At 63.2% G+C, this 15,042-nt stretch carries 15 protein-coding genes; 13 read left to right on the forward strand and 2 right to left on the reverse strand.

Going from position 1 to position 15,042, the window contains the following annotated elements; genetic code table 11:
• Positions 1 to 91 precede the first annotated feature (91 nt).
• The 6 genes from GZH79_RS06240 (at position 92) to GZH79_RS06265 (ending at position 5,092) form a co-directional block, all read left to right on the forward strand.
• Positions 92 to 250, forward strand: a complete 159-nt coding sequence (locus GZH79_RS06240) for a hypothetical protein (RefSeq protein WP_211642916.1) — start codon at positions 92 to 94, stop codon at positions 248 to 250.
• Positions 251 to 314: 64 nt separating this feature from the next.
• Positions 315 to 791 carry a hypothetical protein gene (locus tag GZH79_RS06245; protein WP_211642917.1) on the forward strand — a complete coding sequence of 159 codons (477 nt, stop codon included), beginning with the start codon at positions 315 to 317 and terminating at the stop codon, positions 789 to 791.
• 115 nt (positions 792 to 906) lie between these two features.
• Positions 907 to 1,530 carry a CDP-alcohol phosphatidyltransferase family protein gene (locus tag GZH79_RS06250; RefSeq protein WP_211642918.1) on the forward strand — a complete coding sequence of 208 codons (624 nt, stop codon included), beginning with the start codon at positions 907 to 909 and terminating at the stop codon, positions 1,528 to 1,530.
• Complete coding sequence (locus tag GZH79_RS06255; RefSeq protein ID WP_211642919.1) at positions 1,527 to 2,720, forward strand: ABC transporter substrate-binding protein; 1,194 nt, start codon at positions 1,527 to 1,529, stop codon at positions 2,718 to 2,720. Before GZH79_RS06250 ends, GZH79_RS06255 begins: the two co-directional genes overlap by 4 nt.
• 103 nt (positions 2,721 to 2,823) lie before the next feature.
• Positions 2,824 to 4,467 (forward strand): ABC transporter permease subunit, encoded by a 1,644-nt coding sequence (locus GZH79_RS06260; protein WP_211642953.1) that lies wholly within the window; start codon positions 2,824 to 2,826, stop codon positions 4,465 to 4,467.
• Positions 4,460 to 5,092 (forward strand): ATP-binding cassette domain-containing protein, encoded by a 633-nt coding sequence (locus tag GZH79_RS06265; RefSeq protein WP_211642920.1) that lies wholly within the window; start codon positions 4,460 to 4,462, stop codon positions 5,090 to 5,092. The genes GZH79_RS06260 and GZH79_RS06265 overlap by 8 nt, the downstream gene beginning before the upstream one ends.
• 73 nt (positions 5,093 to 5,165) lie before the next feature.
• Here GZH79_RS06265 and crtC read toward each other — a convergent pair whose 3' ends face one another.
• Together crtC and crtD are read right to left on the reverse strand one after the other, a co-directional pair.
• Positions 5,166 to 6,080 (reverse strand): carotenoid 1,2-hydratase, encoded by a 915-nt coding sequence (gene crtC / locus GZH79_RS06270; protein ID WP_349291169.1) that lies wholly within the window; start codon positions 6,078 to 6,080, stop codon positions 5,166 to 5,168.
• Positions 6,081 to 6,082: 2 nt separating this feature from the next.
• Entirely contained in the window at positions 6,083 to 7,555 is a 1,473-nt protein-coding gene (gene crtD / locus GZH79_RS06275) for a 1-hydroxycarotenoid 3,4-desaturase CrtD (protein ID WP_211642921.1), read from the reverse strand.
• Positions 7,556 to 7,642: 87 nt separating this feature from the next.
• Between crtD and GZH79_RS06280 the strand changes: the two genes are divergently transcribed.
• The 7 genes from GZH79_RS06280 (at position 7,643) to pufQ (ending at position 14,990) form a co-directional block, all read left to right on the forward strand.
• Positions 7,643 to 8,518: a polyprenyl synthetase family protein gene (locus GZH79_RS06280; protein ID WP_211642922.1), complete on the forward strand. Its 876-nt coding sequence runs from the start codon at positions 7,643 to 7,645 to the stop codon at positions 8,516 to 8,518.
• Between the two features lie 59 nt (positions 8,519 to 8,577).
• Positions 8,578 to 9,642, forward strand: coding sequence for a methyltransferase (locus tag GZH79_RS06285; RefSeq protein ID WP_211642923.1), 1,065 nt, complete (start codon positions 8,578 to 8,580; stop codon positions 9,640 to 9,642).
• Between the two features lie 102 nt (positions 9,643 to 9,744).
• Positions 9,745 to 10,680 carry a chlorophyll synthesis pathway protein BchC gene (gene bchC / locus GZH79_RS06290; RefSeq protein WP_211642924.1) on the forward strand — a complete coding sequence of 312 codons (936 nt, stop codon included), beginning with the start codon at positions 9,745 to 9,747 and terminating at the stop codon, positions 10,678 to 10,680.
• Entirely contained in the window at positions 10,677 to 11,678 is a 1,002-nt protein-coding gene (locus tag GZH79_RS06295) for a chlorophyllide a reductase iron protein subunit X (protein WP_211642925.1), read from the forward strand. The genes bchC and GZH79_RS06295 overlap by 4 nt, the downstream gene beginning before the upstream one ends.
• A complete protein-coding gene (gene bchY / locus GZH79_RS06300; protein WP_211642926.1) occupies positions 11,668 to 13,269 on the forward strand; it encodes a chlorophyllide a reductase subunit Y in 1,602 nt (533 codons plus the stop codon). The genes GZH79_RS06295 and bchY overlap by 11 nt, the downstream gene beginning before the upstream one ends.
• Before the next feature lie 49 nt (positions 13,270 to 13,318).
• Positions 13,319 to 14,773, forward strand: coding sequence for a chlorophyllide a reductase subunit Z (gene bchZ / locus GZH79_RS06305; RefSeq protein ID WP_211642927.1), 1,455 nt, complete (start codon positions 13,319 to 13,321; stop codon positions 14,771 to 14,773).
• Positions 14,766 to 14,990: a cytochrome PufQ gene (gene pufQ, locus GZH79_RS06310; protein ID WP_211642928.1), complete on the forward strand. Its 225-nt coding sequence runs from the start codon at positions 14,766 to 14,768 to the stop codon at positions 14,988 to 14,990. Before bchZ ends, pufQ begins: the two co-directional genes overlap by 8 nt.
• The last annotated feature ends 52 nt before the right edge of the window (positions 14,991 to 15,042 follow it).

Here is a 15,042-nt window from a genome sequence, read left to right on the forward strand (position 1 = left end):
GACAAAAACTATCAGGCTAATCATATGAGGAGATGACCCGCAGGCTCATCCCTCGCACGAAGCTGAAAGCAGGTCAGTAAGGGATACCGCGATGCACGGTCACGAAACGAAAGGGTCACAACCGGACCACGACATCCACGATTCGGATGTGGCCGATAAACTGGAATTCTGGCTTGCGCTGGCGGCGTCCGAAGACGGTCTTGCCGATTGGATGCTGGATAAACAGCCTGTGGCCGGTGATCCGCGATGATCTTTTGTAATTTCGCCCACCATGCCGGCGCATTGCCCTGCGCCTATACTCCAAGGATCAGGACATGACTGCGCATGACAGAAAGCGGGGCGGTGCCCCCGTGGGGTTTGTGACCGAACTTGACGGGATCGAGGCCGCCGCCGTCATTTATCTGCGACTGTGGGGCGACGGGCCTGATTCGCAGGCACAGGTCTGGAATGATCTGGCGTCCCGACTGGGTGCAGAAGGGGGCCGCCGAGCGCTGGAATCTTTTGAATCGCTTTTTTCTCTCTGTATTCGGCATGGCCGTCGGCCACTGATGCGACATGCGGTGCAGTGCAAATGCCTTGGCGCCGACGAATCCTGCTTTGCCAATTTCATCGCCACGGCGGCAACCGGGGACCGCGAGGACGCAATGCTGATTGCAACGCTGCTGGTGCGGGCCGATGTGGCGCCCCTGATCGCGTCCTTGGCCGCCGATTTCGGCCATGCCCTGAAACGGATGCAACTGGCAGCACCCCGCGATCTGCATCGTCAGGCTGTGCCGCACACACTGCATTAAGCGACCGCTATGTGTGACGTGCTGCGCCTGCGTTGCAATCACTCACTTTAGCGTCAAGGCCGTTGTCAGTTTTCGCGGCCTGCGTCAGGTTGCGCCATGACAAGGAACCTGACCGATGCTTGACGCTTTTGCCCGCCGTTTGATCGACCCGCCGCTTGATCGGGCTGGGCGGGCGCTTGCGCGGGCTGGCTGGACGGCAAACACGGTGACGCTGCTGGGATTGGCGCTGGGTTTGCTTGCGGCGTTGACCATCGCGCTTGGTGCGCCTTTGCTGGCATTGTTGCCGCTGTTGGCCAGCCGCATCGCGGACGGGCTGGATGGGGCCGTCGCCCGCGCCACCAAAGGGACCGATTTCGGCGGGTATCTGGATATCACCAGCGATTTTCTGATTTACGGCGCGGTGCCCTTTGGTTTTGTGGTGCTGGACCCGCATGCCAACGGGTTGGCAGGCGCGTTTTTGCTGGTGTCTTTCTATTTCAACGGCGCCAGCTTTCTGGGCTATGCCATTCTGGCCCAGAAACATGGTCTTGAAACCCGCGCGCAGGGGGTCAAATCGCTGTATTATTCCAACGGCTTGCTGGAAGGCACCGAAACCATTGTGTTCTTCGTTCTGCTTTGCCTGTTTCCTGCGATGTTCCCCATCTTGGCCGGTATCTTTGCGGTACTGTGCTTTGTTACTGCGACCCTGCGCCTGCATGGCGCATCTGTTCTGTTTACTTCAAAAGGACCCCCGACATGAGATCACTTGCCCTGCTGGCAGCACTTGCCGCAACACCGGCCCTTGCCCAGACTGACCCATCCGACTGGGACGCCGTCGCTGCCACAGCACAGGGGCAGACGGTTTATTGGAACGCATGGGGTGGATCGACCACCACCAATGATTTCATCGCATGGGTCGGTGAACGCGTCGCCGAAGATTACGGCGTCACGCTGGAGCATGTGAAACTGACCGACACCGCCGACGCTGTCACCCGCGTTCTGTCGGAAAAGCAGGCGGGCACCGATACCGACGGTGCGATCGACCTGATCTGGATCAACGGTGCGAATTTCGCTGCGATGAAGGACGCCGATTTGCTGTTCGGCCCCTACGCCGAACAATTGCCGAACTGGCAATACGTCGACGTTGACGGCAAAACCGTGCAGACCGATTTTACCGTGCCGACAGACGGTTACGAATCCCCATGGGCCATGGCGCAGGTGGTGTTTGACTATGACAGCGCCGATATGGAACCACTGGGGTCAATGCAGGACATTCTGGCGTGGTCACAGGCCAATCCGGGGCGTTTCACCTATCCGCAGCCGCCCGATTTTCTGGGCGCCACGTTCCTGAAACAGGTGTTGGTCGATCTGCTGGACGATGCATCAGTGCTGTCCGAACCTGCAACCGACGATAACTATGAACAGGTGACCGCGCCGCTGTGGGACTACCTTGATGCGCTGACGCCGACACTGTGGCGCGAAGGTCGCGCATATCCCCCGACAGGCACCGCCATGTTCCCGCTGATCGCCGACGGTGAACTGGACCTGTCGATCTCATTCTCGCCCGGTGCCGCATCGGCAGCCATCGCTAACAACGAATTGCCCGATACGGTGCGGACATTCGTGCTGGACAAAGGCACAATCGGCAACGCCAGTTTTGTCGCGATCCCCTACAATTCCGGCAGCACCGAGGGCGCGATGGTCGTCGCCAACTTTCTGATGTCACCCGAAGCGCAGGTCCGCGCGCAAAACCCGGATGTGCTGGGCTACGGCACCGTTCTGGACATGGAAGCCCTGTCGGACGAACAGCGCGCGGCCTTTGATGCACTGGATCTGGGGATCGCCACCCTTTCGCCCGCTGCATTGGGCGCGGTGCAGGCTGAGCCGCACCCCAGCTGGATGACGCGCATCGCCGACGACTGGGCGCAGCGTTACGGCGTCGCGCAGTAGTCGTGCGTCACGTCATGCGATACGGCACCGGGCAATATCTGTTTGCCCGGTGCCTGTGACCCGTCCGTTCTTGCCCGTTCTGCCTGCGCTGACCTTGCTGGCAATGCTGGGCCCCTTGCTGGCTGGGATTTACGGCACAATCCTGCCTGCATTTGGCCACCTGCCCGCGGCGGGTCTGACCGGGCCGTCGCTGGATGCGTTCCGGGCGCTGTTCGACTGGCCCGGATTGCCGCATGCTGTGACCCTGTCGCTGACAACGGGGCTGACAACGACGTTCATCGCACTTTTTATCGTCGTCGGGCTGGTTGCGGGCTGGTCCGGGACACGGTCGTTCCGCGCGCTGGAACGCGCCCTGTCACCACTGCTCAGCGTGCCACACGCTGCGGCGGCCTTTGGTTTGGCATTTCTGATCGCGCCGTCGGGTTGGATCGCCCGTGCAGGCTCGCCTTGGTTGACCGGATGGGACAGACCGCCTGACGTTCTTATTCTGCAGGACCATTGGGGTCTGACCATGACCGCCGGTTTGATCATCAAGGAGATCCCGTTTCTTCTGCTGATGACGCTGGCCGCGCTGGGACAGGCCGATGTGGTCCGCGCCCGCACCGTCGCCGCGGCGCTGGGATATGGGCGTGTGACCGGCTGGCTGAAATGCGTCTTTCCCCGCGTCTATAGCCAGATCCGTCTGCCGGTCTATGTCGTGCTTGCCTACGGGATGAGCGTGGTGGACGTAGCCGTGATCCTTGGTCCGAACACCCCACCGCCGTTGTCCGTGCAAATCGTGCGCTGGATGAGCGCGCCTGATTTCAACGCGCGCCTGCTGGCCAATGCCGCGGCCATCCTGCAACTGGCGCTGGTCATCGGCGCGCTGCTGGTCTGGCGGCTGGGCGAAGGGTTGGTCGCCATGCTGGGCCGTCGCTGGATCATGGCCGGAACCCGCAGCACCTGCGATCCGGTCATCGCCGCGGCGTCCGTGACCTTGGCCGCGACATCCGCGCTGGCGATCGGTGGCGGGTTGGCTGTCCTGGCAGTGTGGTCATTTGCCGGATTCTGGGGGTTTCCCGACGCGCTGCCCGACGCATTTTCGCTGCAAAACTGGTCGCGTCACGCCAGCGGGTTGGGGGATGCGCTGGGCCAGACCGTGCTGATCGCCGCCTGCGTCACACTGGTGTCGCTGGCGCTGGCCATTGGCTGTCTGGAAGCAGAGCATCGCCACGGTCTGCGCCTGACGCAGCGCGGAATGTGGCTGCTGTATCTGCCACTGATTGTGCCGCAGACGGCGTTTTTGCCGGGGCTGCAGACGTTTTTGCTGAATGCTGGTCTGGATACCGGGATCGCGCCAGTGATGCTGGCGCATCTGGTATTCGTGCTGCCCTATGTCTTTTTGTCACTGGCGGACCCGTTCCGCGCGTGGGACCGGCGCACAGCGACGGTTGCTGCGGCATTGGGCGCGTCACCGAACCGGGTGTTGTGGGCCGTGCGACTGCCGATGTTGCTGCGCCCGGTGCTGACCGCGACAGCCGTTGGCCTGTCGGTCAGTGTCGGGCAATATCTGCCGACACTTCTGATCGGTGGCGGTCGCGTGTCCACGCTCACCACCGAAGCGGTCGCGCTGTCATCCGGTGGCGACCGCCGGGCCATCGCGACCTATGCGCTGATGCAAACGGCGGCGGCGCTGGTGCCGTTTGCCTTGGCTTTGGGCCTGCCTGCGCTGGCGTATCGCAACCGAAAAGGATTGCAGCATGGATGACGGGCTGGCCCTGCGCGACGTGACGATCGCAAAAGCGGGCGTTCCGCTTGTGCGGATCGACCACCATATTCATCCGGGCGAAGCCCTGACCGTGATGGGGCCGTCGGGGGTGGGCAAATCCACGCTGCTTGCATTTGTGACCGGTACCCTGTCGCCTGCCTTTACCGCGACGGGCAGGATCATGCTGGACGGCCATGACATCACCGATGCGCCGCCACACAAACGGCATATCGGGATTCTGTTCCAGGACGATCTGCTGTTTCCGCACCTGACGGTCGGCCAGAACCTTGGGTTCGGGCTGGCGCCGGGCGGCAGCCGCGCCAGCCGCAAAGCCCGCATCGACGCCGCATTGGCAGAGGTCGATCTGGCCGGTTACGCCGACCGTGACCCTGCGACACTGTCGGGCGGGCAAAAAGCGCGGGTGGCCCTGATGCGGATGCTGCTATCCGACCCTTGCGCGCTTTTGCTGGACGAGGCGTTTTCCCGACTGGATGCCGCATTACGCGCGCAGGTCCGCGATCTGGTCTTTGCCCGCGCGATGGCCCGCCAACTGCCCGTTCTGATGGTGACACATGATGTCGAAGATGCGCGCGCCGCGGGCGGCGCGGTTATCACGCTGGCCTGACCTGACGCGCCTTCGCCGCGCGATCAGGGGTCAGAACGCGTCGCCTTGTATGCTCTAGATGTTCACGCAGCAGTCAGCCTGAATCGTTCCAGCCCGCCCGGCGTGGCACGCGACAGGCCAGCATCGGTTTTAGCAGCGGTTGACGGTATCGTGTCAGGTCCAACGCCTCGTGGACGCCGGTGACGCGTTCGCCCTGCAGCGTGGTCGTCACGGTGGACCGCGAATAGAACGGCGCATCCAGCATGTTCAGCGCCTGTCGCGGCGTGGTGCCGGGGTCGGCCCGCGTTTCGCGTTTCACCTGCCACAGTGACCGTTTGAACGGCGTGCGGGGCGGGGCTGCGACCTCTGCCGCGTGGCCGGCGCGGTCAAACGCGATCGCCCGGTCAAAGCTGGTCCCGTCGCGCAGTGTCGCGTCATAAAAACAGGTGGCACCATTGGCGGTGGGATACCGGCCCCACGTCCAGAAATCGAAATCGGATTCAAGCGGGCGGGTGCCGAAATTGGCGTCGAAATAGCCGTGACCGTCCCAGTCCCAGCCATCTGATTCCAGCCGGACCTGAATATCTGCAATGGGCGCGAACGGTCGCCAGACATGCGCCCCGTCCTGCGTCAGCGGCAGTTCCACCCCCGTGATGGCACCCGGGGTCAGCGTGACCGTGCCCCGGACCCGAGAGATGACGGGCGGGCCGCTGATTTCGTTGATCTCGATCACCAGTCGGTCGTTGTCCCAGCGCATCGACGACGGACCGACCTGCAACAGATCGTCGGTCGTGCGCAGCGCCGCGCGACCCCGGTCGGTCATGGTGAACCGTCCGCCCGGCCCATATGTGCCCACGTTGATGCAGCAGTGGTTTTCCGGCGAATGGCGCCCCGACCATGCGTACCACGGCGAAAAGACTGAACCGATAAATCCGATGATGCTGATGGCGCGGGTGCCATCGGTGCTGACACCATCGACATACCACCACGCATAGCCGCCCGCTGGCACGTCTAGGTCAAAGACAGGTCTGCGATCATCGCCTCTGCCGCATGCCGGGCGGAGAGTGCCGCCATCGGAACCCCCGCCCCCGGATGCGTCCCGCCCCCGCACAGATACAGGCCGTTGATCCGCGTGCGCGCTGTCGGTCGCTGAAACGCCGCCATCGTGCCCTGCGGGGATCGCCCGTATAGCGCGCCGTCGCTGCCCGGAAACATCCGCGCGAATTCCTGCGGACCCGTGATCGTCACCGGTCCCGCGTCCAGCGTCAGGCCAAACGCTTTCAGTCTGTCGAACATCGTTTTGGCGCATTGATCTGGCTCCTCGGTCTGGGTCGGAAGTGGGCTGGCGTTGCGGATGATCTCGAACCGCTGCAGCGCACCTGCGGGACGGTGCCCGTGATCCTGTGCGCACAGGTAAAGCGTTGCATCGGTGGGTGTGTTCCGCCGCGCGATGGCTGCGAATTCCGCTGCGGGGTCGTCGGCAAAGAACAGCGTGTGATGGGCCAGCGGCACGCCCTGCGGTTTGGCCGCAAAACTTGCAACATGCGCCGACAGGCTGCGTGGTTTCACCTGCGCGGATTGCACCGTTGCTTTTGGGGCGTCGCCCAACAGGCCGTCATGCAACGCCTTGGGGTCGCCGTTGAACAGCACCGCATCGGCGGGCAGTGTCCCGTCGTCGGTCCGAACCCCGGTAATGCGCCCATCGCGGGTTTCGATGGCATGGGCCTGTGTGTTGTAATGAAACGTAGCACCGCGCGCCTGCGCCAGTGATGCAAGCGTCTGCGCCAATACGTGAATCCCGCCTGCCACGGTCCAGACGCCACGCGATTCTGCAGCCCAGATCAGCGACAGCAGGGCTGGCGTATGGCGCGGGTCGCCCCCGACGTAGGTCGCGTAGCGCGCAAATAGCTGTGCCAGTCGCGGGTCGGCAAAGCTGCGGTTTGCCAGCCCCGCCAGTGTGCGATGCGGGGCCATATCCCGCAGCAGCACGGGTTGCTGCATCACACGCGCGGCCACCCCGCCAAAGGTCGGCGCAGCTGTCTTCATCATCGGCCCTTCGAACGCATCGAACAACCGTGCGGCGCGCGCCGAAAACCGCCGCACCTGATCTGCCGCCGTCGTGCCAAAGACATCGGCCACGCGCGCCAGCGTGTCGTTGGGATCGGCCATCAGGTCCAGCGTCGTGCCACCGGGCCAGTAATGGCGCGCCAGTATGTCCAGCGGGCACAGCGTCAGATGATCGTCCAGCCGCAGGCCTACAGCGTGGAACAGATCGTCAAAGACACTGCGCATCGTCAGCACCGTCGGTCCTGCATCGATGGGTCCAGCGGCACTGGGGATCGTTCGCATCTTGCCCCCCGGTGCGGCATGACTGTCCAGTACCGTCACATGTGCGCCCGCGTGCGCCAGTCGCAAAGCGGCGGCCAGACCGCCGATCCCGGCGCCGACAATTACGACAGAGGTAGCATCTTGGGCGCGTTGCATGCGGCCATTGTTGACAGACCGCCGAAAACTGTCCAGTCTGATTTACATATTGCTGTCAGAAATTACTGACACATAGCGGAGCCTGCCATGCCACTGACCGTTCGGATCGAAGCCGCCATTCAGCGCGCCATTGCAAACGGGCAGGGCGGACTGGCCCCGGCCCGGCTGGCGGGCGCGCTTCATTATGCGACCGCGCCGGGGGGTGCCCGAATCCGGCCCACGATTCTGCTGTCCGTGGCGCGCGCCTGCGGCGATGACGCCCCGCTACTGTCTGACGCTGCCGCCACCGCGCTAGAGTTGATCCATTGCGCAAGCCTTGTGCATGACGATCTGCCTTGCTTCGATGATGCCGATACGCGCCGTGGCAAAGCTTCGGTGCATCGCGCCTATTCCGAATCGCTGGCGGTGCTGACAGGCGACAGCCTGATCGTGATGGGATTTCAGGTGTTGGCGCGCGCCGCTGCGACCCATCCCGTCCGGGCGATAGCGCTGATCGACGCGCTTGCGACCCGCACCGGCATGCCCGATGGCATCTGCGCCGGGCAGGGGTGGGAATCCGAAGACACCATCGACCTTGCCGCCTATCATCGGTCCAAGACCGGCGCATTGTTCATTGCCGCCACGACCATGGGGGCCATCGCCGCCGGTCAGGATGCAGAACCATGGGAAGAGCTTGGCGACCGCATCGGAGAGGCGTTTCAGTTGGCGGACGATCTGCGCGACGCGCTGTGCAGTGCTGCCGATCTGGGCAAACCCGCCGGTCAGGATGATCTGCACGGACGCCCCAATGCGGTCGCCGTCCTGGGCGTGCATGGGGCGGTCGCACGATTCGACGACATGCTGGCCGGCGCGATCGCCAGCATCCCCGCCTGCCCCGGAGAGGCCGCATTGGCAGGCATGGTGCGCGCCTATGCCGACCGTCTGGTGCCTGCCGCCGCACGCCAGACCGTCCCCGGAGAGTGACCGTCATTTCCGGCGATTTACCCGCCCCAAAGCGCCGCACGTCGCGTTGGACGCGTCTGATGGCGGACCCCGCGTTTCAGGCCCGCTGCGCGCGAATCCCGGTGTTGCGCCGTTTCGTCCGGCGCGAGGGCGAGGCGATGTTCGATCTGGTCGCGGGTTTCTGTCACAGCCAGATCCTGATGGCGCTTGTCCGGCTGGATATCCTGTCGCAATTGCTTGACGCGCCTGCATCGACCGAGACGCTGGCCGCCCGTGCCGCGATGCCTGTGCGCAACATGACCCTTTTGCTGAACGGCGCGGCCAGCCTGGGGCTGATCCGTCAGCGGCAGGCCATGTGGGGCTTAACGACGCGTGGCGCGGCGCTGACTGGTGTGCCGGGGCTGTCCGGGATGATTGCGCACCATGATGTGCTGTACCGTGACCTGTCCGATCCGGTCGCCTTCTTTCGTGGGCAGGTGCAGACCGAATTGGCCGATTTCTGGCCTTATGTCTTTGGGGCTGCGGGGGCGACCGATCCCGGCGTCACGCAGACCTATTCGCAACTGATGGCTGACAGTCAGCTCTTGGTGGCGCAGGACACGCTTTCTGCGGTCGATTTCTCCGATGCGCGGCATGTGCTTGATGTCGGCGGCGGTACGGGTGCCTTTCTGACAGCGCTGGGCGAACGGCACGCCGGGCCGCATCTGTCACTGTTTGATCTGCCTGCGGTCGCACCCGCAGCGGTGCAACGGTTCAACCGCGCCGGACTGGCTGACCGCAGTACGATTCACAGTGGATCGTTTCGGGATGACCCGCTGCCGATGGGCGCGGATACCATCACGCTGGTGCGTGTTCTGTACGATCACGCTGACCCCACCGTCATGGCGTTGTTGCGGGCCGCGCGTGCCGCCTTGCCGCCCGGCGGGCGCATCGTCGTATCCGAACCGATGACCGGCGGCGCACGCCCGACCCGGGCAGGTGACGCTTACTTCGCACTGTATTGTCAGGCGATGCGGACCGGTCAGGCGCGGTCCCAACAGCAGATTGCGGGGCTGCTCGGGCAGGCGGGGTTCACCGACGTCCGTTGCCCCGCAGCCAACCGTCCCTTTGTCACCAGCGTTGTCACAGGTGTCAATCAAAGTTGACACTTAACCTGTCCAACTGGGTTGACACACGCCCGTGTCTAGCTAAAGTGACAGGTGTTCGGCCCCGCGTTTCAGCGCGACCGGACCAAAACGGAGACCGATGTGTTTACTGATGCTGTCATCCTTCATGAACCCCGCCGAATCGGCGTAGAGCAGGTGACGCTTGTGGCGCCCCAGCCGGGTGATGTTGTGGTATCAGTCCAGTATTCCGGCATCTCGACTGGCACCGAAAAACTGTTCTGGTCGGGTGACATGCCGCCGTTTCCCGGCATGGGCTACCCGCTTGTCCCCGGCTATGAAGCCACGGGCGAAGTGGTCGAATCATACGATCCGGCAACCCCGGTCGGCACCACTGTCTTTGTTCCTGGCGCGACCTGTTTCGATGATGCGCATGGTCTTTTCGGTGGGGCGTCCGCCACACTGATCACCCCGGCCACCCGCGTCACGCCGCTGGATGCCACACATGGCGCATCAGGCGCATTGCTGGCGCTGGCGGCGACCGCCTATCACGCGATGACGGGGTCCGGCAAAACCGCACCTGACCTGATCGTCGGTCACGGCACGCTTGGCCGTCTTTTGGCGCGGTTGACCGTTTTGTCCGGCGCGCCTGCGCCCACCGTTTGGGAAATCGATCCGGCCCGCGTTTGCGGCGCTGACGGCTACACCGTGACGAACGCCGCCGATGATCCGCGCCGCGATTATACCGCGATCTACGATGCAAGCGGTCAGGCGGCCCTGCTGCCCGATCTGATCGCCCGCCTTGCAAAGGGTGGCGAGATCACGCTGGCCGGATTCTATACCGATCCGATCAAATTCGCCTTTGTCCCTGCCTTTATGCGCGAAGCACGGCTGCGTATCGCCGCCGAATGGCAGCCCGCTGACATGACCGCGACGCGAAATCTGGTGGATGATGGGCGGCTGATCCTGTCGGATATGATTACGCATACGCGCCCCGCACATGATGCCGCCGCCGCCTACGACGCGGCCTTTACCGATCCCGCCTGCCTGAAAATGATCCTCGATTGGAATGCCGCATGAAAGACGAAGTCCCGAACCTGCGTGACTACGACCAGACCTTGCGCGACGAGGCGGCTGAACCTTCACTGGAAGTGCCGCAGGGCGAACCGACGTCCAAAACGCAGATCATCGCGATCTATGGCAAGGGCGGCATCGGCAAATCATTCACCTTGGCGAACCTGTCGTACATGATGGCCGAAATGGGCAAACGCGTCCTGTTGATCGGCTGTGATCCGAAATCCGACACCACCAGCCTGCTGTTCGGCGGCAAAGCCTGCCCGACGATCATCGAAACCTCGTCGAAAAAGAAACTCGCCGGCGAAGAAGTCAGTATCGGTGACGTCTGTTTCAAGCGCGGCGGCGTCTTTGCCATGGAACTCGGCGGGCCAGAGGTCGGTCGCGGCTGCGGCGGTCGCGGTATCATCCACGGGTTCGAACTGCTGGAAAAGCTGGGATTCCACGATTGGGATTTTGACTACGTCCTGCTCGATTTTCTGGGCGATGTGGTCTGCGGTGGTTTCGGTCTACCGATTGCCCGCGACATGGCGCAAAAGGTGATCCTTGTCGCGTCGAACGACCTGCAGTCGCTTTATGTGGCCAACAACGTCTGCTCTGCGGTGGAATACTTCCGCAAGATGGGCGGCAATGTCGGCGTCGCCGGTCTGGTCATCAACAAGGACGACCACTCTGGCGAGGCGCAGGCTTTTGCCAAGGCGGTCAACATTCCCGTGCTCGCCGCAATTCCGCAGGATGACGACCTGCGCAAGAAATCTGCCAACTACCAGATCGTCGGCACCCATGCGTCGCAATGGGGCCCGATGTTCGAAAGTCTGGCCGAAGCCGTCGGGATCGCGCCCCCGGTCCGCCCGACACCGCTGGATCAGGACGGCCTGCTGGGCCTGTTCGACAGCAAGGACACCGGCGGCGACTACCAGCTTGTGCCCGCCACTGCCACCGACATGCGTGGCAAATACGGTGCGACCACCGCCAGCCTGGAAGTGATCTACGATGACGCGTGAAGGGTTCCACGTCAGCAAGGACGCCGACGGCACCGTGCTGGTCACGGAATCCCCTGCTTCTTCTTGCCAAAAATATCCCGGGGGGGATGCGACAGCATCGGGGGCAGAGCCCCCTGCCGACGCCGGTCTTTGTTCATCACGATCCGAAATGGATGTCGCGGCGCGCAAGGCCGGACAGTCCGACATCCTCGACCAATACGCTGCCGATTATCCCAAAGGTCCGCACGACCAGCCGCAATCCATGTGCCCTGCTTTCGGGTCGTTGCGGGTTGGCCTGCGCATGAAACGGGTTGCGACGGTGTTGTCGGGTTCTGCCTGCTGCGTTTATGGCCTGACATTCGTGTCGCATTTCTACGGGGCGCGCCGGTCGGTGGGCTATGTGCCGTTCAATTCCGAAACGCTTGTCACCGGCAAGCTGTTCGAAGACATCCGTGAAGCCGTGCATGACATGGCCGACCCCGACCGTTATGACGCGATCGTCGTGACGAACCTGTGCGTGCCGACGGCCTCTGGCGTGCCGCTGCGCCTGCTTCCCAAAGATATCAACGGCGTGCGGATCATCGGCATCGACGTGCCCGGTTTTGGCATCCCGACCCACGCCGAAGCCAAAGACGTGCTGGCCGGCGCCATGCTGAACTACGCCCGGGCAGAAGCACAGGCCGGCCCCGTCGCCCGCCCTGCGCAAGCACCGTCCGATCTGCCCGCCGTCGCATTGCTGGGCGAAATGTTCCCCGCCGATCCCATGATGATCGGCGCGATGCTGGCGCCCATGGGGCTTGCTGCCGGGCCGACCGTGCCGACCCGCGAATGGCGCGAACTTTATGCCGCACTCGACTGTGGGGTCGCTGCGGCGATCCATCCTTTCTATACCGCCAGCGTCCGTGAATTTCAGGCCGCAGGCCGCAAGATTGTGGGGTCTGCCCCTGTGGGTCACGACGGCACTGCCACGTGGCTGGCGGCCATCGGTGACGCCTATGGTATTGCGGCTGATAAAATTGCCGCTGCGCAAAACTCGTTTCTACCTGCGATCAAGGCCGCGCTGTCCGGCGCGCAGGTCAAGGGCCGGATCACCGTATCGGGTTATGAAGGGTCCGAACTGCTGGTCGCGCGCCTGCTGATCGAAAGCGGCGCGGATGTGCCCTATGTCGGCACCGCCTGTGCAAAATCGCCTTGGTCCGCCGATGATGCCGCGTGGCTTTCGGCCAAGGGCGTCAAGGTCAAATTCCGCGCCAGCCTCGAAGACGATCTGGCCGCGATGGAAGGTCTGCGCCCCGATCTGGCCATCGGCACCACGCCTGTCGTGCAACAGGCCAAGGAACTGGGCGTGCCCGCGCTTTACTTCACCAATCTGATTTCGGCGCGTCCGCTGATGGGGCCTGCCGGTGCAGGCAGCCTGCAACAGGTCGTGACAGCGGCCATGGGGAACGGCGATCGCATGGCGAAAATGCGTGGCTTCTTCGAAGGTGTGGGCACCGGCGATACCGCTGGCGTCTGGGAAGGCAGCCCTAATCTGCGCCCCGATTTCCGCGCCCAGCACCAAAAGAAACTGGACAAGCAGGCCCGCGCCGCGAAAGCGGAGCAGATGATATGACCCCGCAGTTTTGCAAAAACTCGGCTGGCCCCATGACAGGGGGTGCGTCATGCTGGTGACAGACCACGACCGCGCGGGCGGCTATTGGGGCGCGGTTTACGCGTTCTGCGCGACCAAGGGGCTGCAAGTCGTCATTGATGGACCCGTGGGATGCGAAAACCTGCCGGTGACATCGGTTCTGCATTACACCGACGGCCTGCCGCCGCACGAATTGCCCATTGTCGTCACGGGCTTGGGCGAAACCGAAATGGGCGAAGGCACCGAAGCGGCGATGAAACGCGCTTGGGACGTGCTGGACCCCGCGCTGCCCGCCGTTGTCGTCACCGGGTCAATCGCGGAAATGATCGGTGGCGGTGTCACACCGCAGGGCACCAATATCCAACGGTTTCTGCCGCGCACCATCGACGAGGATCAATGGGAATCCGCAGACCGCGCGATGACCTGGCTGTTCACTGAATTCGGCCAGACCAAAGGCCGGATGCCGCCCGAGAAGAAGCGTGAAGAGGGGTCCGCCCCCCGCGTCAATATTCTGGGGCCGATGTACGGCACGTTCAACATGCCGTCCGATCTGGCCGAAATCCGCCGTCTGGTCGAAGCCATCGGGGCAGAGGTCAACATGGTCATGCCGCTGGGCAGCCATCTGGCGGAAATGCGCAATCTGGTGAACGCCGATGTGAATATCTGCATGTACCGCGAATTCGGTCGCGGCCTGTGCGAAGTGCTGGGCAAGCCGTATCTGCAGGCCCCCATCGGGATCGAACAGACGACGAAATTTCTGCGCACGCTGGGCGAATTGCTGGGGCTGGACCCCGAACCGTTCATCGAACGTGAAAAGCATTCGACGTTGAAACCCGTCTGGGATCTGTGGCGGTCCGTCACGCAGGATTTCTTTGCGACCGCTGAATTCGCGGTCGTCGGCACCGAAACCTATACCCGTGGTATCCGCGCCTATCTGGAAACCGATCTGGGCTTTCCCTGCGCCTTTGCGGTGGCTCGCATCCGGGGCAAGAAAACCAACAATGACGACGTGCGGCATATGTTGCACACCAAACGCCCCCTGATCGTGATGGGGTCGATCAACGAGAAAATGTATTTGGCGGAAATGAAGCAGGGCTTTGGCCCCGCACCCGTATTCATTCCCGCAAGCTTTCCCGGTGCCGCGATCCGCAGGCACACGGGCACGCCGTTCATGGGCTACGCAGGCGCCACCTATCTGCTGCAAGAGGTCTGCAACGGGCTGTTCGATGCCCTGTTCCATATCCTGCCGCTGGGGTCTGACATGGATTCCGGCCCTGCGACACCCACCAGTCAGGCGCAATTGCCCTGGGATGCTGACGCGCAGGCGCGGCTAGACGACATCGTGGCCAGCCACCCGATCCTGACACGGATCTCGGCGGCCAAATCATTGCGCGACGCGGCCGAAAAAGCCGCGCGTGACAACGGGGACGACCGTGTGGTGCTGACCACCGTCGCGGCCCTTCATTCAGGAGGACAGAATGACTGATTTCACCACCGACACACCGATGGTCCGCGACCGCACGGCGCCGCCGAAGCGCGAATATTACGCCTATTTCGCGCTGATCTTTGCGGCCACGCTGCCGCTGTCGCTGCTGACATGGGCGCTGAAGGCCGCACGCCGGATGGAGTTGCCTGAAAAAGGCCCCATCGCCAGCGCCTGGAGTCAGGCCCGTATTATTACGCCGCACATTTTCAGTGCATAGCGTTACCCATTTCGCCAGTCCCCGGGCCGGCGAATTACGCGGGGGATACGCC

Source organism: Loktanella sp. SALINAS62 (assembly GCF_018263905.1).
GTDB lineage: Bacteria > Pseudomonadota > Alphaproteobacteria > Rhodobacterales > Rhodobacteraceae > Loktanella.

Excerpts from the sequence above, each read along its gene's own strand:
- GZH79_RS06240 (WP_211642916.1), top strand. The coding sequence starts at position 92 with ATGCACGGTCACGAAACGAAAGGGTCACAACCGGACCACGACATCCAC.
- GZH79_RS06245 (WP_211642917.1), top strand. The coding sequence starts at position 315 with ATGACTGCGCATGACAGAAAGCGGGGCGGTGCCCCCGTGGGGTTTGTG.
- GZH79_RS06250 (WP_211642918.1), top strand. The coding sequence starts at position 907 with ATGCTTGACGCTTTTGCCCGCCGTTTGATCGACCCGCCGCTTGATCGG.
- GZH79_RS06255 (WP_211642919.1), top strand. The coding sequence starts at position 1,527 with ATGAGATCACTTGCCCTGCTGGCAGCACTTGCCGCAACACCGGCCCTT.
- GZH79_RS06260 (WP_211642953.1), top strand. The coding sequence starts at position 2,824 with ATGCTGGGCCCCTTGCTGGCTGGGATTTACGGCACAATCCTGCCTGCA.
- GZH79_RS06265 (WP_211642920.1), top strand. The coding sequence starts at position 4,460 with ATGGATGACGGGCTGGCCCTGCGCGACGTGACGATCGCAAAAGCGGGC.
- crtD (WP_211642921.1), bottom strand. The coding sequence starts at position 7,555 with ATGCAACGCGCCCAAGATGCTACCTCTGTCGTAATTGTCGGCGCCGGG.
- GZH79_RS06280 (WP_211642922.1), top strand. The coding sequence starts at position 7,643 with ATGCCACTGACCGTTCGGATCGAAGCCGCCATTCAGCGCGCCATTGCA.
- GZH79_RS06285 (WP_211642923.1), top strand. The coding sequence starts at position 8,578 with ATGGCGGACCCCGCGTTTCAGGCCCGCTGCGCGCGAATCCCGGTGTTG.
- GZH79_RS06295 (WP_211642925.1), top strand. The coding sequence starts at position 10,677 with ATGAAAGACGAAGTCCCGAACCTGCGTGACTACGACCAGACCTTGCGC.
- bchY (WP_211642926.1), top strand. The coding sequence starts at position 11,668 with ATGACGCGTGAAGGGTTCCACGTCAGCAAGGACGCCGACGGCACCGTG.
- bchZ (WP_211642927.1), top strand. The coding sequence starts at position 13,319 with ATGCTGGTGACAGACCACGACCGCGCGGGCGGCTATTGGGGCGCGGTT.
- pufQ (WP_211642928.1), top strand. The coding sequence starts at position 14,766 with ATGACTGATTTCACCACCGACACACCGATGGTCCGCGACCGCACGGCG.